General features: G+C 55.4%; 23 protein-coding genes and 1 tRNA gene. 9 read left to right on the forward strand and 15 right to left on the reverse strand.

The annotated features are described in order from the left end of the window. Positions 1–80: 80 nt before the first annotated feature. The 3 genes from FHJ80_RS11840 to FHJ80_RS11850 are packed head-to-tail and all read left to right on the forward strand — an operon-like array spanning position 81 to position 2777. Positions 81–1001: a metal ABC transporter substrate-binding protein gene (locus FHJ80_RS11840; protein ID WP_255303944.1), complete on the forward strand. Its 921-nt coding sequence runs from the start codon at positions 81–83 to the stop codon at positions 999–1001. Positions 1002–1007: 6 nt separating this feature from the next. After that, on the forward strand, positions 1008–1832 hold the full coding sequence (locus FHJ80_RS11845; protein ID WP_139527369.1) for a metal ABC transporter ATP-binding protein: 825 nt from the start codon (positions 1008–1010) through the stop codon (positions 1830–1832). A 9-nt stretch (positions 1833–1841) separates the two neighbouring features. Then, positions 1842–2777, forward strand: a complete 936-nt coding sequence (locus tag FHJ80_RS11850) for a metal ABC transporter permease (RefSeq protein ID WP_139527370.1) — start codon at positions 1842–1844, stop codon at positions 2775–2777. Here the strand turns inward: FHJ80_RS11850 and FHJ80_RS11855 are convergent. The 6 genes from FHJ80_RS11855 to FHJ80_RS11880 form a co-directional block, all read right to left on the reverse strand. Beyond that, positions 2770–3177 (reverse strand): CBS domain-containing protein, encoded by a 408-nt coding sequence (locus FHJ80_RS11855; RefSeq protein ID WP_058577758.1) that lies wholly within the window; start codon positions 3175–3177, stop codon positions 2770–2772. The genes FHJ80_RS11850 and FHJ80_RS11855 overlap by 8 nt on opposite strands. A 15-nt stretch (positions 3178–3192) precedes the next feature. Continuing rightward, a complete protein-coding gene (locus FHJ80_RS11860; protein WP_044628015.1) occupies positions 3193–3546 on the reverse strand; it encodes a P-II family nitrogen regulator in 354 nt (117 codons plus the stop codon). Further along, complete coding sequence (umpB, locus tag FHJ80_RS11865) at positions 3536–4351, reverse strand: Na,Li,K/H(+) antiporter subunit UmpB (RefSeq protein ID WP_139527371.1); 816 nt, start codon at positions 4349–4351, stop codon at positions 3536–3538. Before umpB ends, FHJ80_RS11860 begins: the two co-directional genes overlap by 11 nt. Next, on the reverse strand, positions 4348–5115 hold the full coding sequence (locus FHJ80_RS11870; RefSeq protein ID WP_128082409.1) for a DUF1538 domain-containing protein: 768 nt from the start codon (positions 5113–5115) through the stop codon (positions 4348–4350). Before FHJ80_RS11870 ends, umpB begins: the two co-directional genes overlap by 4 nt. Before the next feature lie 224 nt (positions 5116–5339). Further along, a complete protein-coding gene (locus FHJ80_RS11875; RefSeq protein WP_139527372.1) occupies positions 5340–6548 on the reverse strand; it encodes an MFS transporter in 1209 nt (402 codons plus the stop codon). Positions 6549–6610: 62 nt separating this feature from the next. After that, positions 6611–8005 carry a GntP family permease gene (locus tag FHJ80_RS11880; RefSeq protein ID WP_139527373.1) on the reverse strand — a complete coding sequence of 465 codons (1395 nt, stop codon included), beginning with the start codon at positions 8003–8005 and terminating at the stop codon, positions 6611–6613. A 207-nt stretch (positions 8006–8212) separates the two neighbouring features. Here FHJ80_RS11880 and FHJ80_RS11885 point away from each other — a divergent pair, with 207 nt between their 5' ends. Continuing rightward, complete coding sequence (locus FHJ80_RS11885; protein ID WP_139527374.1) at positions 8213–9556, forward strand: Na+/H+ antiporter family protein; 1344 nt, start codon at positions 8213–8215, stop codon at positions 9554–9556. A gap of 89 nt (positions 9557–9645) precedes the next feature. Here the strand turns inward: FHJ80_RS11885 and FHJ80_RS11890 are convergent, their stop codons facing one another. The 4 genes from FHJ80_RS11890 to FHJ80_RS11905 all read right to left on the reverse strand — a co-directional run bounded on the left by FHJ80_RS11890 (position 9646) and on the right by FHJ80_RS11905 (position 13228). Next, positions 9646–10380, reverse strand: a complete 735-nt coding sequence (locus tag FHJ80_RS11890) for an RNA methyltransferase (protein WP_139527375.1) — start codon at positions 10378–10380, stop codon at positions 9646–9648. A 139-nt stretch (positions 10381–10519) separates the two neighbouring features. Then, positions 10520–12163 (reverse strand): chaperonin GroEL, encoded by a 1644-nt coding sequence (gene groL, locus FHJ80_RS11895; protein ID WP_139527376.1) that lies wholly within the window; start codon positions 12161–12163, stop codon positions 10520–10522. A 56-nt stretch (positions 12164–12219) separates the two neighbouring features. Next, complete coding sequence (locus FHJ80_RS11900) at positions 12220–12513, reverse strand: co-chaperone GroES (protein WP_139527377.1); 294 nt, start codon at positions 12511–12513, stop codon at positions 12220–12222. Between the two features lie 229 nt (positions 12514–12742). Beyond that, positions 12743–13228 (reverse strand): FxsA family protein, encoded by a 486-nt coding sequence (locus FHJ80_RS11905; RefSeq protein WP_139527378.1) that lies wholly within the window; start codon positions 13226–13228, stop codon positions 12743–12745. A gap of 194 nt (positions 13229–13422) precedes the next feature. Between FHJ80_RS11905 and FHJ80_RS11910 the strand changes: the two genes are divergently transcribed. Continuing rightward, positions 13423–14184, forward strand: a complete 762-nt coding sequence (locus FHJ80_RS11910) for an SDR family oxidoreductase (RefSeq protein ID WP_139527379.1) — start codon at positions 13423–13425, stop codon at positions 14182–14184. Positions 14185–14211: 27 nt separating this feature from the next. On the opposite strand, the gene FHJ80_RS11915 is transcribed toward FHJ80_RS11910, so the two are convergent. The 3 genes from FHJ80_RS11915 to FHJ80_RS11925 all read right to left on the reverse strand — a co-directional run bounded on the left by FHJ80_RS11915 (position 14212) and on the right by FHJ80_RS11925 (position 16117). Then, positions 14212–15204, reverse strand: a complete 993-nt coding sequence (locus FHJ80_RS11915) for a hypothetical protein (RefSeq protein ID WP_139527380.1) — start codon at positions 15202–15204, stop codon at positions 14212–14214. Positions 15205–15238: 34 nt separating this feature from the next. Further along, entirely contained in the window at positions 15239–15868 is a 630-nt protein-coding gene (locus FHJ80_RS11920; RefSeq protein ID WP_139527381.1) for a hypothetical protein, read from the reverse strand. Between the two features lie 164 nt (positions 15869–16032). Beyond that, positions 16033–16117: transfer RNA gene (locus FHJ80_RS11925), tRNA-Leu, on the reverse strand. Between the two features lie 110 nt (positions 16118–16227). Between FHJ80_RS11925 and FHJ80_RS17555 the strand changes: the two genes are divergently transcribed. Both FHJ80_RS17555 and FHJ80_RS11935 read left to right on the forward strand, forming a co-directional pair. Beyond that, on the forward strand, positions 16228–16908 hold the full coding sequence (locus FHJ80_RS17555) for a double zinc ribbon domain-containing protein (protein ID WP_369692951.1): 681 nt from the start codon (positions 16228–16230) through the stop codon (positions 16906–16908). A 31-nt stretch (positions 16909–16939) separates the two neighbouring features. Beyond that, the gene (locus tag FHJ80_RS11935; RefSeq protein WP_139527383.1) at positions 16940–17914 is read left to right on the forward strand and encodes a serine/threonine protein kinase; all 975 of its coding nucleotides are present in this window, start codon (positions 16940–16942) and stop codon (positions 17912–17914) included. Positions 17915–17992: 78 nt separating this feature from the next. On the opposite strand, the gene FHJ80_RS11940 is transcribed toward FHJ80_RS11935, so the two are convergent. Continuing rightward, complete coding sequence (locus tag FHJ80_RS11940; RefSeq protein WP_139527384.1) at positions 17993–18586, reverse strand: hypothetical protein; 594 nt, start codon at positions 18584–18586, stop codon at positions 17993–17995. Positions 18587–18936: 350 nt separating this feature from the next. Between FHJ80_RS11940 and folE the strand changes: the two genes are divergently transcribed. Next, entirely contained in the window at positions 18937–19488 is a 552-nt protein-coding gene (gene folE / locus FHJ80_RS11945) for a GTP cyclohydrolase I FolE (RefSeq protein ID WP_139527385.1), read from the forward strand. Positions 19489–19598: 110 nt separating this feature from the next. After that, entirely contained in the window at positions 19599–21059 is a 1461-nt protein-coding gene (locus FHJ80_RS11950) for an NAD-dependent succinate-semialdehyde dehydrogenase (protein WP_139527386.1), read from the forward strand. Between the two features lie 67 nt (positions 21060–21126). On the opposite strand, the gene purH is transcribed toward FHJ80_RS11950, so the two are convergent. Beyond that, a complete protein-coding gene (gene purH, locus FHJ80_RS11955; RefSeq protein WP_139527387.1) occupies positions 21127–22707 on the reverse strand; it encodes a bifunctional phosphoribosylaminoimidazolecarboxamide formyltransferase/IMP cyclohydrolase in 1581 nt (526 codons plus the stop codon). Between the last annotated feature and the right edge of the window lie 23 nt (positions 22708–22730).

The raw sequence follows: 22730 nt of genomic DNA on the forward strand, positions 1-22730 counted from the left end.
AAGGCTAAACTGTTTGCACATTGCTTTTTTGTTGAGCTAAAGTTATCTGTAACACGAGCCTAGCACAGAGGAGAGATCCAGTGGCTAAACCATACTTGCTAGCAGTCTTGAGCGTGCCGTTCGCTTGGTGTGGCGTTGTGACCAGTGCTCAGGCCGATGAGTTGCAAAACCCGCCCATCGAGATTGCCGTGACGTTTTCAGTTCTTGGCGACTTGGTGAAGAAAGTGGCCGGCGATGATGCGAACGTCACGGTGCTGACACCGATCAACGCCGAAGTGCACGAGTGGGAGCTCACCCCAGATAATTTTGCTGCGCTCGAGGACGCCGACATCGTTTTTTATAACGGCTATCAGCTCGAGCAGTGGATGCGCCAAGTATCGGCGACGGTCAACGATGACATACCTATGATCGCCGTGGCAGAGGCGTCGGGTTACCCGACGCAAACGATCGTCACCGGTGAGATGGAAGGCGACGTGGACCCACACCTGTGGATGGACCCGCGGGCTGCCAGTGCCTATGTGCAAGCCATTGCCAACACGTTGGAGGATAGCCTGCCCCATCAAGCCGATGCGATTCAGCAGCGTGCAGCGGCACTGGAAGCGCAACTGCACGACCTACATGTCGAGCTCCAAGAAACGCTCGAAGCCATTCCCGAAGAGCGCCGCGTGCTGCTCTCCAGTGAAGCAGCCTTTCTCTACTTTGCCGACGCGTATCGGTTCGAGCACGACGGCATTTGGGGGACCAATGCCGAAACAGAGGGCTCTCCACGTCAGTTGATGCGGGTCATCGATCGAATCAACGAGCGTCAACCGGCGGCACTGTTTTGGGAAAGCACGATTTCTGACCGCCATGTGACCAGTATCGCACGTGATACGGGGCTGCCCGTTGCCGGGCCGCTGTATGTCGACTCGTTGAGTGAGCCTGACGGGGAGGCTGCCGACTACTTTGCCATGCAGCGTCATAACGTTGCCTTGCTGCGTCGCTACTTGGCTAGCGAGTAAATCACGATGTCCTCACTACCGTCTCAACCAGCCAGCGCCATCGATGTGAGCGGTGTCTATGCGGCTTACCAGCGTCAGCCCGTGCTAGAGGATATTCACCTCTCGCTGCCAAGCGGGCGTTGGACGGCCATCGTCGGGCCGAACGGCGCAGGCAAGTCGACGCTGTTTCACGTGCTGACCGGTAGTATGAAACCCTTACGCGGCCGCGTGACGGCATTTGGTCAAGCCATCGAGCACCATCGAAAAGCCGGGCGCATTGCCTACATGGCCCAGCGAGAGGCCATCGAATGGGACTTCCCTATTTCGGTGTGGGAAACCGTGATGAGCGCCCGCTATGGCCACATGCGTCAAGATGCGTGGTGGCGGAGGCTACTGTCTGCGCGGTGGCATGCGTCACGGCATCGTGATGCGGTGGAAAAGGCATTAGACGACGTTGATATGCTGGCATATGCCGAGCGGCCCATCGGGGCCTTATCGGGTGGACAAAAAAAACGCGTGCTGTTAGCGCGTGCGTTGGCGCAAGAGGCGAGTATCCTGCTGCTCGATGAGCCGCTCGCGGGGGTCGACCCACCTAGCGAGCGACTCATTCTCGACGTGCTCAAACGCGAACGCGAAGCCGGACGAACCATCGTGATGGTGACGCACGATATGCCGGGCGCGCGTCGCTACGTGGACCATGTGGTACTGATCAATCGATGCATTCGCGGCGAGGGCGCGCCCGACGAAATGCTGAGCGATAGCAAGTTGGCCGAACTTGCGGTGAGTTCTATTGCAAATTCTCCAGCGGATGCCGAGCGTGTCCGTCTTCCTGCATTTGCCAGCAAAGAATAGGCGACTCGAATGTTAGAAACGTTGGATGCTTGGAGTAGTGCGCTGGTGGCGGGGCTCATCGCGGCGCTGATGGTGCCCGTGAATCTAATGCCCGACAGCGTATCAGAGGCGTTTCAGTACGCCTTCATGCAGCGTGCGCTGCTCACGTCGATGATGGTGGGAGCCATCTGCGGCATGCTTTCGTGTTACGTCGTGCTCAAGCGTTGGTCGTTGCTGGGGGATGCGATCTCTCATGCGGTGCTGCCCGGGGTGGCGGTTGCCTACCTGCTGGGCCTGCCTTTTTTTATCGGTGCCTTCGTCACGGGAGCGCTGACGTCGCTCGGCATTGGAGCAATCGAACGGCATACACGGATCAAATCCGATGCCGCCATGGGCATCATGTTTACCGGGGCATTTGCGCTGGGCGTCGTGCTGATCAGTAAAATCGCCTCCAGCACCCACTTGATGCATATTCTGTTCGGCAACGTGCTCGGAGTGCAACAGTCGGCACTACTGCTCACGTTGGCGGCCAGCCTCGTTGCGCTGCTGATGGTATGGCTAGCTTATCGTCCGCTCATGCTCTACGCCTTCGATCCCACGCAGGCCCAAGCGCTTGGCTTCAATACGGGAGTGATTCATTACGGTTTGATTCTACTGCTCACGCTCACCATCGTGGCCAGTTTGGAAACCGTCGGTATCATCCTCGTGGTGGCCATGCTGATTACGCCGGGCGCCACGGCCCACTTGCTGACCGACCGCTTCAAAACGATGCTGTTTATCTCCGTGGGGATTGGGGTGGGGTCTGCTGTGTTGGGGCTATGGCTGTCGTTTGCGTTTGACGTAGCGTCCGGTGGCACCATCGTCTTGGTGGCAACGGGGTGCTTCTTCACGGCGCTGCTGTTTTCGCCCAAGCACGGTGTGCTGATGCGGCTTTGGCGGCATCGGAACTTGGGCGGCGCTAATTAGTTTCCCACCCGATGACGAGCCGTGGGTAGTCGATGATCCCAATGACGCTGTGTTTTGCATCCACGACCGGTGCTTGGGATAAACCAAACTGAGCAAACAGGCGAGCGCAATAGCGAATATTCATTTCCGGACGGACGCTAATGATCGGTTTGCTCATGATTTCGTAAAGGCTTACACGGTCTGCAGAGCGATTGACTGCGAGCACTTTTTTAGCAATATCAGAGGCTAACACAAGCCCCAGTTCATCTTTCTCATCACGCCTATCAACGATGATAGCGGTGGCATCGTATTGCCTCATTAGTTCAATGCCGTCAGTAACGGTCATAAAACCATCGGTCGTCACATAGCGGGAGTGCATGACGTCCTGGGCAGTGCGCTCCGTCAGTGATGGGCTTGCCATTGTTAAAGCCTCTCTCTAGCCTAGCGGTTGATCGAATGCATCTTCGAGGGATTTCACTTGGTGTGCGACGCCTACCGCATCCTCGACGTCTAGCTGAAAGGCGATGCCTGTTCCCGACGTGTCGTCAAACGCACCCACTTCCGCGATCGCTTCGAGAATTGAACGGCTAATATGCTCCTCCACTAAAAAGAGCAGCACGTCGCGTTGCGACGTAATGTCCATGCCAAAAATGCCTTTTGCTTTTTTTAAGCCTTCGCCACGCGCGTTATTGATGACAGTGGCGCCGGTGGCTCCAGCATCTCTAGCTGCCTGAAGTATCTGGTCGCTTAGCTCATCTTCTACAAGTGCGACAATGAGTTTAAAGCGCATGGGTATCTCCTTGATGAGACTTTGTCACTGACGTGCCTGAGAGCGACTGTATTTTCGATGGCCTATTGCTTCGCCATCGAGCAATTTGGGCGTATCCCATTACCGTGATAATAGGGAATAGGCAGGCAAGCGCGATCATTCCAAAGCCATCCATTAACGCGCTACGACCGGGTATCGAGGAGGCTAATCCAAGACCTAGCGCGGCGATGATCGGCACGGTAATGGTCGATGTCGTGACGCCCCCGGAATCGAATGCCAGGGGGATAATCGACTTTGGGGATCGTAGGGTTTGGACAATCACTAGGCAGTAGGCTCCTAGCACGAACCACTGCAAAGGTAGGCCCATGACGATGCGCCATGCGCCCAGGGTGATTCCAAAGGCCATGCCGAGGGCAACGGCGAGCCGCAGGGTAAAAGGGTTGATCGTACCGCCGGATATTTCGCCAGCTTTGATCGACACCGCGATCAGCGATGGCTCGGCAATCGTAGTGCTTGCGCCAATCGTAAACGCGAAAATATAGACCCAGTAGTAGTCGCTCCAATGCCGCTGAGCTCCCTCTGTCATGGCAGGTAGAAAATCGGGGTGCGTCAATTGGCTGGCCATCAACTCACCCATGGGAAACAGGGCTTGCTCTAGCCCTATCAAAAAGAAAGAGAGTCCTACCCATACCATGAAAAAACCAACAGCGACCTTTAGAAACCGTTTGACCGGCTTGCGGATCACCAAATATTGGAAGCCAAAAATAATCGCCACAATGGGAAGAATATCGCGTAGCGTGCCCCAAAAAATAGCCAGCATATTCATGATCTTCCCTCTGCAACGAGATCAAGGCCAACAATACCGAAAAGCAGTACGAAAATGATGGGCATAACGGAAGCAAATGCAATCAAACCAAAGCCGTCCAGCATAGGGTTGCGGCCTTTGATGGCCGTGGCCAAGCCAACACCGAGTGCCGTAACAAGAGGGACGGTAATGGTGGATGTCGTGACACCGCCCGAATCATAAGCAATGCCAACGAGCTCAGCAGGCGCTAACAGCGTCAAGAGCAGTACAAGAATATAACCACCAATGATCATCAAATGCAGCGGCCAGCCTTTAAAGATACGCAGTACGCCAACGACCACGGCGGTGCCTACGGAAAGCGCTACGATCATGCGGAGCGTAAACGCAAAGGACGTTTGGGCGAGACTGCTATTCTCGATCAGACCACTTTCGGAGACGACAATCGCTGCACGAGCCGCCACGGCAATCAGTGCTGGCTCTGCGACGGTGGATCCAAACCCCAGTGCAAAAGCAAATAGAAGGAGCCAAACGACAGAACCTTTATGAACGAAAGCACGTGCGAGGTTCTCTCCTAAAGGAAACAGTCCCAGCTCTAGCCCCTTGATGAAGAGCGTTAGCCCGATCACTACAAACAGTAGCCCTAGTGCTAAATCGAAAAGCGCCAATGTATCGGGAAGAGGTTGTTGGATGACGAGCGTTTGAAAGAAGCTCATAACCAGCACAACGGGTAGTAAATCCCGAAGGCTGTTTTTGAGCTGCAGGGCGAGAGAGTGAATAAAGTTCATTAGCGCCCTTTTTCAATGGCTGATACGTCTATGCTCATCAGTGTAATGGTTACGCATGTCGTCTCTTTTGATCTAGGACACGTTGCGAGTGTTCTCTAGTCAACAAAGTTGGCTGCCTAACAGCAGCATCGAAGGGTCTAGTGCGTGCCAGCCCCACCATGCCAGCAATATCAAGCCACTCACTATCGGTAGAGCAATCAAACTCCACCATAGACTTGAACGCATCATGTCGTCACCTGTCCCGCAGAGGGGCGTGACAGCGGCTTCTCACTGATGAACCAGTGGAGCGCGGCGGCGACCACGGACAGCACGATGGCAATCTGCCACACCGTATCGTAGTGGCCGGTGAGGTCGTACAAAAATCCACCCAGCCAAACGCCCATGAACGAGCCCAGCTGATGAAAGAGAAACACGATGCCGCCCAACATCGAGAGATGGCGAACGCCAAACACCGATGCGACGATACCGTTGGTGAGCGGAACGGTGGAGAGCCATAACAGCCCCATGGCGATCCCGAAGAGATAAGCGCTGGTCGTCGTCAGGGGCAGGGCGATAAAGGCCGTGATGATCACGCCCCGGATGAGGTAAAGCCAGCTCAACAGGCGCGGTTTCGACCAGATACCCCCCATCCAGCCAGCGGTGTAGGTGCCCACGATATTGAACAGACCCACCAGCGCGAGCACCGTGGTGCCGACTTGGACGGCCAAGCCGTTATCGAACAGGTAGCCTGGCAAGTGGACCGCAATGAACACCACTTGGAAGCCGCAGACGAAAAAGCCCAGGCAAAGTAGCCAAAATCCTTTTTGCCCCGCCGCTTCGTTAAGCGCATCGCGCAGGCTCAAGTCGCCCAGTGCCTTGGGGCTGGGCCGGTCTTTGAGCATGGCGCCCAGCGGTATCATGAGTGCGGCAATCGCCCCCATTGCCAGGAGCGCAGAGGACCAGCCTAGCCACTCGATCAATCCCAGCGTGCCGGGCAGCATGGCAAATTGACCAAACGAGCCCGCCGCACTGACGATCCCCATGGCCATGCTGCGCTTCTCAGCGGGAACGGCCCGGCCGACGGCGCCCAGAATCACCGAAAACGTCGTTCCCGATAGGCCGAAGCCAATCAGCAGGCCCGCGCTGACGGTCATGCCGAGCGCGCTGGTCGAAAGGCTCATGAAGCAGAGCCCCAGTACGTAGAGGATGCCGCCCGCCACGATGATTTTGGCCGCGCCAAAACGGTCGGCCAGCGCCCCGGTAAACGGCTGGGACAGCCCCCAAATGAGGTTTTGGACGGCCAGTGCGAACGCAAAGACGCCGCGCCCCCAGCCGAAATCGCTGCTCATTGGCTCGAGAAACAGCCCGAACCCATGACGCAGCCCCATGGCCGTGGAAATAACCAAGCTGGCGAGCACGATCAACAGCAGCGTATGGTGTTTCTGAAGGGCCATGGCACGTCTCTTATGGTGGATTGGTTAACGCGTTAATCAACTATCGCATGGCATTGGCGACTTTAGAAGCTTCCAAATAGGGTGCCGAGCGTAATCACACTCGTCAGCGCAGCGATGGGGAGCACGATGGTGACCATGGCGACATTGCCATACGACTGGCGGTGGGTCAGCCCGCAAATTGCCAGAAGTGTAATGACGGCGCCGGAATGGGGGAGCGTATCCATGCCGCCCGCGGCCAGCGTCGCCACGCGGTGCATGAGCTCTGGGTCGATGCCAGCCTGTTGCGCCATGGCCAGATACTCGCTACCCAAGGTTTGGAGTGCAATGGAGAGCCCGCCGGAGGAGGAGCCGGTGATGCCTGCCAGCACGCTCATCGCCATGGCTTCGGAGATGAGGGGGTTACCGGGGGAAACATTGAGCACCGCATCGCGAAGGATGGCAAAGCCTGCCAAGCTGGCGATGACCGCGCCGTAACCGACTTCAGAGGCCGTGTTGAAAATAGGTAGCAGCGAACCAAAGCAGCCTTGATTGATGGTAGCTTTCAAGTCTTGCCAGTGGCGCCAGCGGGTGATGATCAGCCAAGCCGAGGCGCTCAGCAGGGCAATCAGAATGGCCCAAAGCCCGGTCTGTCGGCTGGGTGTGACGTTATCGAACGCGTCGCTGATGAAGCTCAGGTCCATGGCCGGGAATACCCCGTAAGTAAAGAGGGCATTGAGGCCAATCACCATAACCAGTGGAATCAACGCGATGGCCAGCGGCATGCCGGGTGCTGTGTCGGTGTCGCTGTGGGTATCTGTTTCACGCTCCGTGTGGGTACCGTAACCCTCCCCTTGAGCAGCGGCTTTCTTGACTCGGGACTGAAGGTAGAACGTTCCTAGACCTAGCATGATCGACCCAGCAATGATGCCAAGCCCCGGTGCCGCGAAGCTGTTGGTGCCAAAGTAAGGGATGGGAATCGCGTTTTGGATGGCTGGCGTGCCGGGCAGCGCCGTCATGGTAAAGGTGAAGGAGCCTAAAGCGATAGAGGCGGGGATGAGGCGCTTGGGCACATTGGCCTGGCGGAACAGCTCACGGCTGATCGGGTAAATGGCAAAGGCCACGACGAACAGCGAGACGCCGCCATAGGTCAGAACGGCGCAGGCCATGACGACCGTCAGTACCACGTGATGAGTGCCCAACCGTTTGACGATGCCGTTGGAAATCGACTGAGCGGCGCCTGAGTCTGCCATCAACTGACCGAACAGCGCACCAAGCAAGAAAAGCGGGAAGAACTGCATGACATAGTTGCCCAGGGCGCCCATGAAGGTGTCGGTGTAAATCGGCAGTAAAAAAGCGCCGTCGCCTGATAGTAAAACCGCTAACGCGGCCATTAACGGCGCAAGCAGGAGGACCGAGATACCTCGGTAGGCCAGCAGCATCAACAGCGACAATGAGACGATAATAGCGAGCATGCCCATACAGGCTCCTAAGCATTTGTTAATTTAGTCATCGGTGCGTGTAAACGAAGGCCGGGATACTAGGCATTATGTTGCATAGCAGCAATAGCGTTGGGACTAAAGTCGTAACCAAAAGAGAGCGTCACTTTCGCCTGCTTAAGCGCGCCCCATCTGTTAGAATCCGCCACCTTTGGCGTTGATGACCTTCCAATAACCCTGGGTATTTCCATGAATGCAGTAATTCTCGCAGTGCTCGTCATGGTGGCACTGTCGCTTCTTCGTGTGTCCGTTGTATTTGCGCTGGTGGTCGGTGCGTTAGTAGGGGGGCTGGTCGGAGGCCTTTCCCTGGACGATACGCTCAGCGCGTTCAACGAGGGCGTCGGCGGGGGCGCGCAGGTGGCGCTGGCGTACGCAACCTTAGGCGCTTTTGCCGTGGCCATCTCTCGTTCTGGGCTGCCGGACATGCTGGCAAATCGATTGATCACTTTGCTAGGTAAAGAGGCGACCGCCGCCCACCAAGCGCGGGTGAAGATGCTGCTGCTGGTGGCCGTGTTACTGGTCGCCATCTCCTCACAAAATGCCATTCCGGTCCACATCGCGTTCATTCCCGTGCTGATTCCACCGCTGCTGGCGGTGATGAATCGCCTGCAACTCGACCGCCGTGCCGTGGCCTGCGCGCTGACCTTTGGTCTTACGGCACCCTATATGCTGCTGCCGGTAGGATTCGGGGCGATCTTCTTGAACGATATTTTGTTGGCAAACCTGAACAGTGCCGGAGAGCCACTAGGGCTGGAGATCTCGCGTGGCATGGTGCCCATGGCCATGGCGATTCCGGTGGGCGGCATGGCCATGGGCCTGTTGGTCGCCCTGCTGTTTAGCTACCGCGGCCAGCGTAGCTACGCGAGCAAGGACGTGGCCGCGCCCAATGGCCAGACACACACGCCTGTCGAACCGCACCTCTTAGGCTTAGTCATGTCAGGCGTGGCGATCGTGGCAGCGTTAGGCCTTCAGCTCTACACCGGCTCGATGATCGTTGGAGGCTTGGTGGGTATCGGCTTGCTGTCATTGGGTGGTATTTTCAAATGGCGCGAGGCTGATGATCTGTTCACCAGCGGTATGCGGATGATGGCTTTGATTGGCTTTATCATGATTTCGGCGGCAGGCTTTGCGGAAGTCATGAAAGCCACCGGCGATATCGACTCGCTGGTTGCGGGTGCCTTCAATCTGTTTGGCGATAATCGTGGCTTGGCCGCTTTGGTCATGCTGCTGGTCGGCCTGTTCATTACCCTGGGCATCGGCTCTTCGTTCTCAACCATTCCCATCATTGCGGCGATCTTCGTACCACTGGCCGTGCAGTTTGGTTTCTCACCCATGGCGACTGTAGTGCTGGTGGGCACCGCTGCCGCCTTGGGCGATGCGGGTTCGCCAGCCTCGGATTCCACTTTGGGGCCCACCTCAGGATTGAACGTAGACGGTCAGCACGACCATATGTGGGACAGCGTGGTGCCCACGTTCCTGCACTATAATCTTCCGCTGATTGCGTTTGGCTGGCTGGCGGCCATGACGCTTTAAGCACACTCAATACTTACCAAAAGGGCAGCGCTAAGGCTGCCCTTTTTTGATGGAAGTGCTTGATGAAAACGCGTTGAGTGGATAAGACGTTACTGTTTAGGCAAGTGCGCTTCAAAGGCACTTAGCAGACCACGGAGTAGGGACAGCTCTTTGCGGCTCGGCTGTGCACGGGCAAACAGCGCTTGGAGCTGCTCTTCGGTACGTGCGTGGGGCTGGGTTAAAAAACCGCTTTGCTGCATCAAGCGGCCAAGATGTTCCTGGAAATAGCCAAACTGTTCGCGGCTAGGCGGCGTGGTTTCCAGCGGTCGCTGATACTTAAAACCGCTGACGTCGCGCTTGCGCCAGACGCGATGCACTTCGTAGGCAAGAATCTGGACCGCTTGCGATAGATTGAGAATGCCATACTCGGGATTGGCGGGAATGCTGACTTGGTGGCTGCAGCAGCGAATCTCATCGTTGGTCAACCCGGAGCGTTCGCGGCCAAACACCAGGGCCACCGGGGCTTGGTGGGCGTTGTCGATGACTTGCTGGGCCATCTCGTCAGGCTCGTCGAAATGGGGCAGCGGCATGCTGCGCAGCCGAGCGCTGGCACCGACCACTTGCACGCAGTCGTTCACGGCCTCTTCGAGTGTCTTTACGCAGCGAGCGTTTTCTAATACGTCCGTTGCACCGGCGGCTAGGCGAGTGGCTTCTTCATCGGGGAAGCTACGAGGATTGACCAGCACGAGCTCCGTCAGCCCCATGGTTTTCATGGCGCGGGCTGTTGCGCCTATGTTGCCCGGGTGGAACGTTTGCACCAGCACGATACGAATATTGGAAAGCACGAGAAGTCGAACCTAAAAGCTGCCAAATAAAGTCGGTGATGGTAGCACGCTTTATGACGCCATGACGTCGGTACTAATGAAAGAACCCCGCCGAAGCGGGGTTCTCGTTCAACGTCAGAGCGTTAGGCTCATGGGTGCATTACATCATGCCGCCCATGCCACCCATTCCGCCCATGCCACCCATATCCGGGGCAGCTTCTTTCTCTTCCGGGTCGTCGGCGATCATGCACTCGGTGGTGATCATCAGGCCAGCGACAGAACCAGCAGACTGCAACGCAGTGCGGGTTACTTTTGCCGGGTCGAGTACGCCCATTTCGAACAGGTCGCCGTACTCGCTGGTTTGCGCGTTGTAGCCGAAGTTGCCTTCACCATCTTTGACGCGATTGATGACCACAGCGGCTTCTTCGCCCGCGTTGGTGACGATCTGACGCAGCGGTGCCTGCATGGCACGCAGCGCCATGTTGATACCGTGGTTCTGATCTTCGTTGTCACCGGTCAGGCCCTGTACTTTGGCCATCACGCGAACCAGGGCAGTACCACCGCCAGGTACGACGCCTTCTTCTACGGCAGCGCGAGTCGAGTGAAGCGCATCTTCGACGCGGGCTTTCTTCTCTTTCATTTCGACTTCGGTCGCCGCACCGACGCGGATAACGGCAACGCCGCCTGCCAGTTTGGCAACGCGCTCTTGCAGCTTCTCTTTGTCGTAGTCAGAGGACGTTTCTTCGATTTGCGCGCGGATTTGATTAACGCGTGCTTCAATGTCGTCCTCGGCACCTGCGCCATCGATGATGGTGGTGTTCTCTTTGGACATGGTCATGCGCTTGGCAGTACCCAGGTGATCCAGGTTCGCCTGCTCAAGGGTCAGACCTACTTCTTCGGAGATCACGGTGCCGTTCGTCAGGATAGCGATATCCTGCAGCATGGCTTTGCGACGGTCGCCGAAGCCAGGTGCTTTGGCAGCCGCGACTTTCACGATGCCACGCATGTTGTTCACGACCAGCGTTGCCAGCGCTTCACCTTCGATATCTTCGGCGATGATGGCCAGCGGCTTGCCTTGCTTGGCAACGGCTTCCAGCACCGGCAGCAGTTCGCGGATGTTGGAGATCTTCTTGTCGACGAGCAGGATGTATGGATCTTCCAGCTCGACGGTCATGGTGTCTTGGTTGGTGACGAAGTAGGGCGAGAGGTAGCCGCGGTCGAACTGCATACCTTCGACCACTTCCAATTCGTCTTCGAAGCCGCGACCTTCGTCAACGGTGATGACGCCTTCTTTACCGACTTTTTCCATCGCTTCGGCGATGATTTCGCCAATGCGCTTGTCGCCGTTGGCAGAGATCGTGCCTACTTGCGCAATGGACTTGGTGTCGGTGCAGGGCACGGACATCGCCTGAATCTCTTTGACCGCTGCGGTCACGGCTTGGTCGATACCGCGTTTCAAATCCATCGGGTTCATGCCCGCGGTCACGCCTTTCAGGCCTTCCGCTACGATGGCCTGTGCCAGAACGGTGGCCGTGGTGGTACCGTCACCGGCGGCGTCGGAAGTCTTGGAAGCGACTTCTTTCACCATCTGGGCGCCCATGTTCTCGAACTTGTCTTTCAGTTCGATCTCTTTTGCGACAGAGACACCGTCTTTAGTGACGGTCGGCGCGCCGAAGGATTTGTCCAATACCACGTTGCGGCCTTTCGGGCCCAGCGTGACTTTAACGGCGTTCGCCAAGACGTCGACACCACGTGCCATGCGTTTGCGAGCATCATCGGAGAACTTAACTTGCTTAGCTGCCATGTTCGTTACTTCCTAACAATTGAAATAAAAATGGGAAAGTAATTAGCCGAGTCGGATTAGCCTTCGACGACGGCCAGAATATCGGCTTCGCTCATGATCAGAACTTCTTCGCCGTTGATTTTTTGCTTCTCAACGCCAAAGCCGTCTTTAAAAATCACCGTATCGCCCACTTTTACATCCAGTGGACGTACGTCGCCGTTATCCAGAATACGGCCATTACCAACGGCCAGAACTTCACCACGCGTGGGTTTTTCCTGCGCATTACCCGGTAGCACGATGCCGCCAGCGGTTTTCTGCTCTTCTTCCACGCGACGGATGACGACGCGATCGTGCAAAGGACGGATATTCATGCTCACGTTCTCCTGAGGTTCGTCAAAGCCCAAAAGGGGCAGTTAGCTTAAAGGGATTTCCGCGGGCTCAGCCCTCGGAAAGCGAAGGCGTGCTGCCTTCATGTCAATGGCGAAAGCAAAGCCTTCGCCGAACCTGTGTGCTGACACAAAAGTGGGGGCTGCCCAACGCCTTTCAAGGGGTAGGTATGAAAAAAAATACCTCGCCACCTTTGGCAATCAGGTGAATGACTTAGCGACGGCGCGGCTCATCGTCACCGCTTATGAATTCACCTTCGATAGGGCCTTCTTCACGATGGGAGGAGGGCTGTTCGTTCGACCGCCCCCAGTCTTCTGCGCCACGCTGATACGTGTGCCGATGCGAAGCGCTTTTTAAACCAATCCAGGTCAGGGCTTTCATGAGTAGTTGGCGAGCGTTGGGAATCAAGCAGGCGATACCCAGCGCGTCGGATAGGAACCCTGGGGCAAGCAAAAGAGCGCCACCAAAGATGAGGGCGGCGCCAGTCAGTAGCTCCTGAGAGGGGATTTCACCCATTTGCATGCGCTGTCGGGCGCGGGCGAAGGTGGAGACACCTTCCTTGCGAATGAGGTGAAGTCCGATGAAGCCGGTGCTTAACACCAATATCAGTGTGGCCAATAAGCCTATCTGGCTGCCGATTGAAAAAAGCAGCACAAAGTCCAGTAGCGTAAAGAGCGATATAAAGAGAAGAATAGGCATAGCCAGCTCCAAGACGGTCGTAATTAACGGATATGGTGACAGAAATATAAAAAACAAGCAGTCCCATGAGTGTCCCAACGCCCTGGTGGGCTCGATATTTTTCGTGGGCTATTCTATGCTGCAATGCAAAAAGAAAGGCGACGCGTGCTGGATGGGTTGTCGATGCGGCAGACAAACCTGCTAAGGAGAGAGAGATGCAAGTGGACAAGAAAGTGATTGCAATAACGGGGGGCGCTCGAGGCCTTGGGTTTGCTATTGCGCAACGGTTAGGTAGACAAGGAGCCCACCTTGCGCTGTTGGATATGAGTGCTGAGGCCCTGGATGGGGCGGTGTCTGCTTTAAGTGCAGAGGGGGTGACCGCTCAGGCTTTCGTAGTCAACGTTGCAGATGAGGCATCCGTCGAGCGTGCGTTTGCCGATATCGCCGATCGAATGGGCCCGGTCAGTGGCTGTGTGAACAATGCTGGGATTACCGATGATGGCCTATTGATCAAAGCTAGAGATGGCGTCGTTGAAAAACGCATGTCACTCTCCTCGTGGCAGCGCGTACTGGACGTTAATTTGACGGGGGTATTCTTATGCGGTCGTGAGGCGGCGGCCCAGATGGTCGAGGCGGGACATGACGGCGTTATCGTCAATATTTCCAGCATTTCTCGCGCGGGCAATATGGGGCAAAGCAATTACGCTGCCGCCAAAGCGGGAGTGCATGCCCTAACCGTTACGTGGGGAAAAGAGTTGGCACGCTACGGGGTGCGCACCGGTACCGTCGCGCCTGGCTTTATCGAAACCGAGATGACGGCCTCGATGCGTCCCGATATGTTAGAAAGAATCGAATCTAACGTTCCGTTAAAGCATTTAGGCGAGCCGGATCATATTGCTCAAAGTGTCGCGTTCATTTTTGATAATGATTATTTCACCGCACGCATTATCGAATGTGATGGGGGGTTGCGGCTTTAAAACCGCTTACCGATGACGACGCTGCGGTTAGAATTGAAAGTAGTCTCGCTGAATATCACGCTGAAAGTACATTTCTAAACGCAGTGTCATTGCCCAGCGGGGGTCGTAACTATCCTCGCGCTGAAAATGCAGCTCTGGTATGACATCGCCAAACAGAATGCCTTTGTGAAGATCGCGACGGTAGCGGGTTTGTAGGTAATAGTTGGTCATGCGTGGATTGGAAGCGCTTTCACCAATCGCAATGGCTGAATGACGTAGTGCACTGCGGTCGTTCAGACGCTGATTGAGCTGAGCGACTTCGCTAAACTCCAGCTTGTCTTCTTCCTCTCGCCATTGGACGGTAGTGATAAAGCGCAAATGTCTATTTTCGGAGAGCGGGCGACCTATGTCCCACGTCGTGCGTGCCGAATAGCCTTCATTATTGAACCAGGATAGACGGTTGAAGGACTCCAGCTGCCAGGGGCCGTCGCCAATGTCCCACAGCCGCTCGCTAGTGAAACGAACATACGGGTCGAGTGGCATACGTAGGCGAATACCTGCGCCTATCCGATTGCTCCAATTTTCTCGTTTATCACGGCTTTCTAACCAATCGAGGCCAAATGTCGAAGTGCTACGGTCTCTCTGATCATTGTAGAGGCGACCCGAACCTTGATCGGCTAGCGTACCCTGCGACTCTTCTGGATCGCTCTCGACCACGAGTCTCAAACGCTCCTCGGTGGTGGGTAGGTCGATGCGATAACGAACGCTAATGTCACCGTTGGTGCCGTCACCTTCCATCCAGTCGATTTCTTGGCCTAAACGTAAGTAGGACTTGTTTTGGACAGTGGCCGAGTGTTCACCGCCAAAAAAAGCATCAATATTACGAGACGTATTGTCGACCCAATTGCCGATGCGGGCGCGGAAAGGTTCTACCCGTTCTTCGGCCCAGTCAGGTAAGTCGCTGTCTTCCTCATCCGCATGCACACCGAACGAGAGGGTACTCAGCGCGCCTAACCAAACGAGCGCAATGATAGGTTTCATAGGAACGTCCCCGCCTTTTAATTAGGTGCGCACATCATTGTGCTTTATGCATCTCGATGGCTTTTGCCCACTCCAGTACTCGCTTACGATCGCGCCGACTGTTCATGCGCTCGGTATCTACTTTAAGCGGCGTGAGTTGATGGAGCGGATCTGCGTTTAAATCCAAAGCAAAGCGCCTCGAGGCACCGACCGGCATATCTTCGGAGCCATAAATTGCGATGACTCGTATCTCGAGCTCTGGTGTTTGCTCTTGCAAGGTGCCTTGGTCTAGCTTCCAGTGCTGAACCAACTGATCCACGATCGAGCCAAACGACTGTATGTGCAAATAATCTCCCGATGCCAAAGGCCCCTGATGGGTGCGGTAGCACTCTTCGTTGTCATCCCCGCTTTGCTGCTGATACTCGACGACATCCAATTCATACACTCCTTCGCGAGTGTGCAGGACGGCGACCAAGTGTTGAATATAGATAGCCTCACTGCTCATATTGCTGATCAAGCACAGGGCTTTGGTGCCGATACCTTTACCCCGATTGACGATGATGCGAGGTCGGCGTTGTCGCACGTAGCCGTTATAGAGCAATTGCGCGTAAAACACCCATACGAACAGTGTACAAATACTGGCCACTGCAGAAATTGCCTGAGCATTGTCGTTCAGCCATTGCATAAGTTGAGATCCTTCTCAAAATTGACGGCGTAGATAGACCGATAACGTAGCCTAAAAAAAGGGCGAAGTCAGCTAGTTAGGTTGATACGATGAAGGGGAGTTGGAAACAAAAAAATTCGGCTAGCTATGCGCTACCGAATCCTTTGAGGTTTTACATTTTAAATTGGTGCGGATGGGGAGACTCGAACTCCCACACCTTACGGCACTAGAACCTAAATCTAGCGTGTCTACCAATTCCACCACATCCGCAGAAGACGAGGCGTATATTATCAACTTCAGCGTTAATGTCAATCACGATGCGCTGCTATTTTGACTGTCAGACATGGGATGTACATACAATGATGAAATGGACCATGGTCATGAATCAGTGGCTTAAGCGAGGTTTGCCAGGTTACTGCGCCTTTTGTTTGTGCTCTCGAGCAACTGAAAGCGGATGGTGTGAGGAGTGCTATGCGCAACTGCCTTGGAATCGAGTGAGCTGCGAGCAGTGTGCCGAACCGCTTTTGGGCGCCGGTGAGAGTCGCTGCGGCCACTGTTTGGTAGAGCCGCCGAGCTTTACGATCACCACTGCAGCACTTTGCTATCAAGAGGTTGTGTCGCAACTAGTGCATGATTTCAAATTTCAGGCGTCGCCTCGTGCCGGTCAGTTGCTAGTGAATTTGATGCTTTCACAACCACCGCCCGCGTTGGGTAACGCTTTGCTTCCCGTCCCCATGTTTCCAGCGCGGGCTAAAGAGCGTGGCTTTAATCAAGCACATTGGCTGGCCAAACGGCTCGGCAAGAACACGGGTATGCCAGTCCTTCGAGCGCGTTGTATCAAACAGGTGCCTTCACAACGCTCTTTGAATCGTAAAGAGCGGCGCCGAAACGTAAGCGACGCCTTTAGGATGGAGGGGGGCATACCTGAACATGTCACCATCGTCGATGATGTAGTCACCACAGGGGCAACCGGCCATGCCTTGGCCGCCGCTGCGCTGGCACAGGGTGCGAAGCGCGTGGACGTGTGGGCAGCTGCTCGCACACCCTTTCAGAAGAGTTGATAAACTAGTCAGCTCTTTTAAGGAGTCATTTATGTCGCATCCGTTTAGTGCGCTGTCACCTGACCTCGTCATGTCGGCAATAGAGTCAATCGGTATCTGGCCTTCAGGGGAACCCTTTGCTTTGAATAGCTATGAAAACCGTGTGCTGATGTTCCGTGATGACACGGGTGCCCGTTGGGTCGTGAAATTTTACCGGCCGGGACGTTGGTCCAACGAAGCGATCGAAGAAGAGCACGCGTTCTTAACCGAATTGACCCAGGCAGGCGTGCCTGTCGTCGCACCTTGGCGAGATGCGCATTGCAGATCTTTGCATACGTTTGGGCCATTTCGTTTTGCGCTGTTTTCTCAATGCTCTGGTCAAGCGCCGGAGTTGGATAACCCGGATCACTTGTTTGCCTTAGGGGAGGTGTTAGGACGGCTTCACGAAGTGGCAGCGCAAGCCCCTTTTCAGCACCGTGACACGCTGCGGCTAGCGGAAGGTGTCAGTGATGCCGAGCGGCGTGTTCTGGCAAGCCCGTGGCTGAATGACCATCAGGCGCGCGCTTATCAACGGGTAGTGAATAAGATACGTCAACATTTAGAGAGCGTAGCGTTGAGCGCTGAGTGTATGATTCGGGCTCACGGTGACTGCCACTTAGGTAACGTATTAGGTCGTGATGGAGACTTCCATCTGGTCGATTTCGACGACTGCTTGATGGCGCCTGCCATTCAGGACGTTTGGATGCTGTTACCCATGGAAGAGCCTCAGCAGTGGCGCACGCAGCTTAGTGAAATCGTCGAGGGGTACGAAGAAACCAGGCCATTTCCGCATGAGCAAATGTCACTCATCGAGCCTTTAAGAGCGTATCGTCTCACACGACACGCGACTTGGTTGGTTAGTCGCTGGGAAGACCCGGCTTTTCCTCGCGCATTTCCCTGGTTGGCGGAAGCGGGTTACTGGGATCAACACATACGACAGCTCGAGCAGCAGTTGCTTCAGTTAGAAACGCCATTGTGGCTGGCCTAGCATCGAACAACGATGAGGAAAGGACACAGCGACCTTTCGTATTCAACGACGAAAGGCCGCGGTATGAAAAAGTAGGCGTTAATTAGGCTGTTCAGTCGGCGCTGGGTTTTCGATACTTTGGTCAGGATCAGGGCGTTCGCCAGGAATTGGGTTGGCCACGCCTTCACCATTGGCTTGACGCCGAGTCGCGTTTATCTCGGCAGAGGGGTTATCTTGCGCGGCGATCTGAATGCTTTCATCCAACGTAAGAACGAACGATTGTCCAGGTGCAAGCGTGCAGTCACTGTTACCGCAGGGGATACCATATTGGCCATCTTCGGCGTAAGCGCTCGCAGAGAATGAGCCGGAGTAAATGGCGCTTTCTGCATCATGGGTTTCAATGCAGGTGGCATCCTGCGTGGTAATACGTATGCGATCACCGTTTAGCTGTGCGTTCGCCACCAGCAAGCAATATTCAGGAAGCGCGTCTGTGGTCCCGTTAGCGGTCGTTGGATGAAGAAGAATGTCGCTATAACGTGACTGGGTATTATCGAACGCCAGAGCCTCGACGACTTCAACGCCCACCTTTGCGCCGCTTGGCAAGGTCAGCATCGACTCTTCTGCATAAGTAGGAGATACCCATAACGTACCCAGCAGGGCGGCTAGCCAAAAGGGCGATGATTTAAATGACATGGCTTACTCTCAACAGTGATACCTGCATTGTCAGCAGGAAAATGATGCCCATAGCATAGCACAGCTCCTATAGTGCCGAAGGGGGGTGCGTGTCACTCTGCCACAGCCTGCTTAGGTGCGTTAAAATAGATTAATAGGCCGTTCTTGTTGTACATAAATTTTTTAAGGTATATTTTTTGTACAGGATGGTTGTCCAAGATAGGCGTTCAGCTAGCACGCTAGGTAAGGCAGCTAAACGGATAACACTGCAAGCTAAAAATAGCTTGCCGAAAATGAGGCTCGCTGGCGCGATGACATTGCTGCAAAGCGATTGAGTGATAGCGAACAAGCACAGTTTAATGAGGCCTACCATGACCGACGACATCGCCCAACATTACCGTCACATCATTACCGCTTTGGGTGAAAACCCGGATCGCGAGGGCTTAAGAGATACGCCCAAGCGAGCCGCTAAGGCCATGCAGTTTTTGAACGCTGGTTATCACCAGTCGCTCGAAGAGATCGTCAATGGCGCCGTGTTCGAATCACAAACCGACGAAATGGTGTTGGTCAAGGATATCGAGCTCTACTCGATGTGCGAGCACCATTTGCTGCCATTTATTGGCAAGTGTCACATAGCTTACTTGCCCAGTGGCAAGGTGTTGGGTCTGTCCAAGTTCGCGCGCATCGTCGACATGTATGCGCGACGTATGCAGATTCAGGAAAACCTGACCAGAGAAATTGCAGAAGCGGTGCAGCAAGTCACCCAGGCGCGAGGAGTGGCGGTCGTCATCGAAGCTCGACACCTTTGCATGATGATGCGTGGGGTCGAAAAGCAGAACTCAAGCATGACCTCTTCCGTCATGCTGGGAGGGTTCCGCAGTAACCAAGCCACTCGCCAGGAATTTTTGACATTGATTAGTTAGGCCGAGTGGCGCTGACCTTTTGTATCAAAGGTTTGGTGAAACGCGTCGTTTCGTCTTAGCATGAACGGGTCAATGAGCCGATTAGGCCGTCATTTGGTCAGGAGTCTGTCATGGAAGCGCTGAGAGAAACGCAGCTATATTGCCCATTTGCCTATATCGATGGCAGTTGGGTAGCCGCTGACAGCGGTGAGCAAATCAACGTTACGAATCCCGCTACCGGCGAGCCAGTAGGGGATATCCCTCGACTGGGTAGAGCGGAAACCGAGCGTGCCATCGAGGCAGCCGATGCAGCACTGCCGGCATGGCGGGCGCTAACTGCTCAAGAGCGGGCGGACTTGTTGCTCAAATGGCATGATTTGATGCTCGAACATAAGCAGGATCTCGCGCTTCTCATGACGCATGAGCAAGGTAAGCCGGTCAAAGAAGCTGAAGGTGAAATCGTTTATGCTGCGAGCTTTCTACGTTGGTTTGCTGAAGAGGCTCGTCGCGTTTACGGTGAAACGATTCCTGCCGCCAATGCCAATCAGCGCATCGTCGTTACCAAGCAGCCCGTGGGTGTAGTGGGGGCGATCACTCCTTGGAACTTCCCAGCAGCGATGATTACCCGCAAAGCCGGTGCCGCTCTGGCTGCTGGTTGCACGATCGTTGTCAAGCCTGCAAGCCAAACCCCGTTTTCGGCGACGGCATTGGCTTTGCTAGCCGAACGTGCAGGCATTCCTCGTGGTGTGTTCAACGTGGTGCCTGGCAGCGCGTCAGATATTGCCAAAGCGCTGACTGAGTCTCCCAAGGTGCGCAAAATCACCTTTACAGGATCGACGGAGGTGGGGCGCAAGCTAATGGCTCAAGCAGCGGAACACATCCAAAAGATTTCGCTTGAGCTGGGTGGCAATGCGCCGTTCATTGTGTTCGAAGATGCGGATTTAGACGCCGCGGTAGAAGGCGCCATGGCGGCAAAGTTTCGTAATGCGGGTCAGACATGCGTATGTACGAACCGATTTTTGGTTCAATCCAGTGTCATCAATGCGTTTTGCGAAAAACTGGCCGTTGCGATGAACAGTGAACTCAAAGTGGGGGATGGTACTAAGCCAGGCGTAAACATCGGGCCGTTAATCGATGCGAGCGCCGTGAAAAAGGTGAGCGAACACGTCCAGGATGCCGTCGATCACGGTGCCGAACTGCTGCTAGGTGGCCATCCGCACCCCTTAGGGGGCAATTACTTTACGCCTACGCTCATCAGTTTTGCCACCGATGCCATGAAAGTGGCGCATGAAGAGACGTTTGGTCCGCTTGCTGCCGTGTTTCCTTTCGATGATGAGGAAACCGCTATCGAGATGGCCAACGATACTCAGTACGGCTTGGCGTCTTACTTCTATTCCCGGGATTTGGCTCGCGTATGGCGTGTAGCAGAGGCGTTAGAATATGGCATGGTAGGCATTAATACCGGCCTTATCTCTAATGCGGCGGCACCGTTTGGTGGCGTCAAGGCGTCAGGTCTCGGCAGAGAAGGGGGACATCAGGGCTTGGAAGAGTACCTGGAAACGAAGTATCTCTGCATCGATCTTGGTAAGTAGTTCATCATAGACCTGAAAGCCCTCACTAGTGAGGGCTTTTTTAATGCAGGTGAGATGACCTGACCGTTTAGTGGCGGAAGTGACGCATGCCGGTGAAGACCATGGCAATGCCTGCTTCGTTAGCCGCATCGATCACTTCTTGGTCGCGCATGGAGCCGCCAGGCTGAATGACGGCAGTGATGCCAGCGGCAGCGGCGGCGTCGATGCCGTCCCTGAAGGGGAAGAAGGCATCGGAGGCCATCACTGAGCCTGGTACGGAAAGCCCTTCATCGGCGGCTTTGATACCTGCGATCTTAGCGGAGTACACGCGGCTCATCTGTCCTGCGCCGACACCAATCGTTTGGCCCGCTTTTGCATAAACGATGGCGTTGGATTTCACGAACTTGGCAACGCGCCATGCAAAGGTGAGATCGCGCATCTCTTCGCTGGTCGGGGCGCGCTCGCTGACCACGGTGAGCGCCTCTTCAGTGACCATCCCTTGATCACGATCTTGTACCAATAGGCCGCCATTCACACGTTTAAAGTCGAATGCGGGCTGCACAGTACCCGGCCAATGGTCGCCGACATCCAGCAAGCGGACGTTCTGTTTCTCCGCCACGATGCGGGCCGCTTCATCATGGACGCCAGGCGCAATGATGACTTCCACGAACTGGCGGTCAACGATGGCTCGCGCGGTGTCCGCATCAAGCGGCACATTAAAGGCAATGATGCCGCCAAAGGCGCTGGTGGGGTCGGTGGCAAAGGCCTTGTCGTAAGCTTCCAATGCGGTCGCGCCTACGGCGACCCCGCACGGGTTGGCGTGCTTAACGATGACACAGGCGGTCTCGTCAAAGGCTTTCACGCACTCGAATGCTGCGTCGGTATCGGCCACGTTGTTGAAAGAGAGCGGCTTGCCTTGCAGCGTTTTGGCGGTGGCTACACTAGGCTCGCTGGCGGCGGGGTCGACATAGAACGCAGCATTTTGATGCGGGTTTTCGCCGTATCGCATGTCTTGCTTTTTGTGAAGCTGCAGGTTGAAGGTGCGAGCAAAGGTGGTGCCGTCGCTGGCGACCTGGCGACCAAGGTAGTCGGCGATGGCGCCGTCATAACCGGCGGTATGTTCGAACGCTTTAACGGCCAGGTCAAAACGCGTGGAAGCGCTGACTTGGCCCGCATTATCGTCGAGCTCGCCAAGCACACGAGTGTAATCGTCGGCATTCACCACGATGGTGGTATAGGCATGGTTTTTGGCACAGGCGCGCACCATGGTGGGGCCGCCGATGTCGATGTTCTCGATGGCATCTTCGAGCGTGCAATCTGGTTTAGCGACCGTTGCTGCAAACGGGTACAGGTTGACGACCACCATATCGATAGGGGTGATGTCATTGTCAGCCATGACGGCATCGTCCTGGCCGCGGCGCGCCAAAATGCCGCCATGGATTTTCGGATGCAGCGTTTTGACCCGACCGTCCATGATTTCTGGAAAGCCGGTGTGCTCCGATACTTCTTTTACCGTCATTCCGTTTTCTTTCAACAAACGGTAGGTGCCGCCGGTGGAGAGCAGCTCGACGCCGTGTGCGGCAAGGCCTTGGGCAAACTCCACGATGCCGGTTTTATCGGATACGCTCAGCAGGGCGCGGCGGACGGGGGTAGGGGTGCTATCAGCCATAAGGATGCTCGTCATCTACGGGT

It is taken from the genome of Halomonas sp. BL6, from assembly GCF_006228115.1.
Lineage (GTDB): Bacteria > Pseudomonadota > Gammaproteobacteria > Pseudomonadales > Halomonadaceae > Vreelandella > Vreelandella piezotolerans.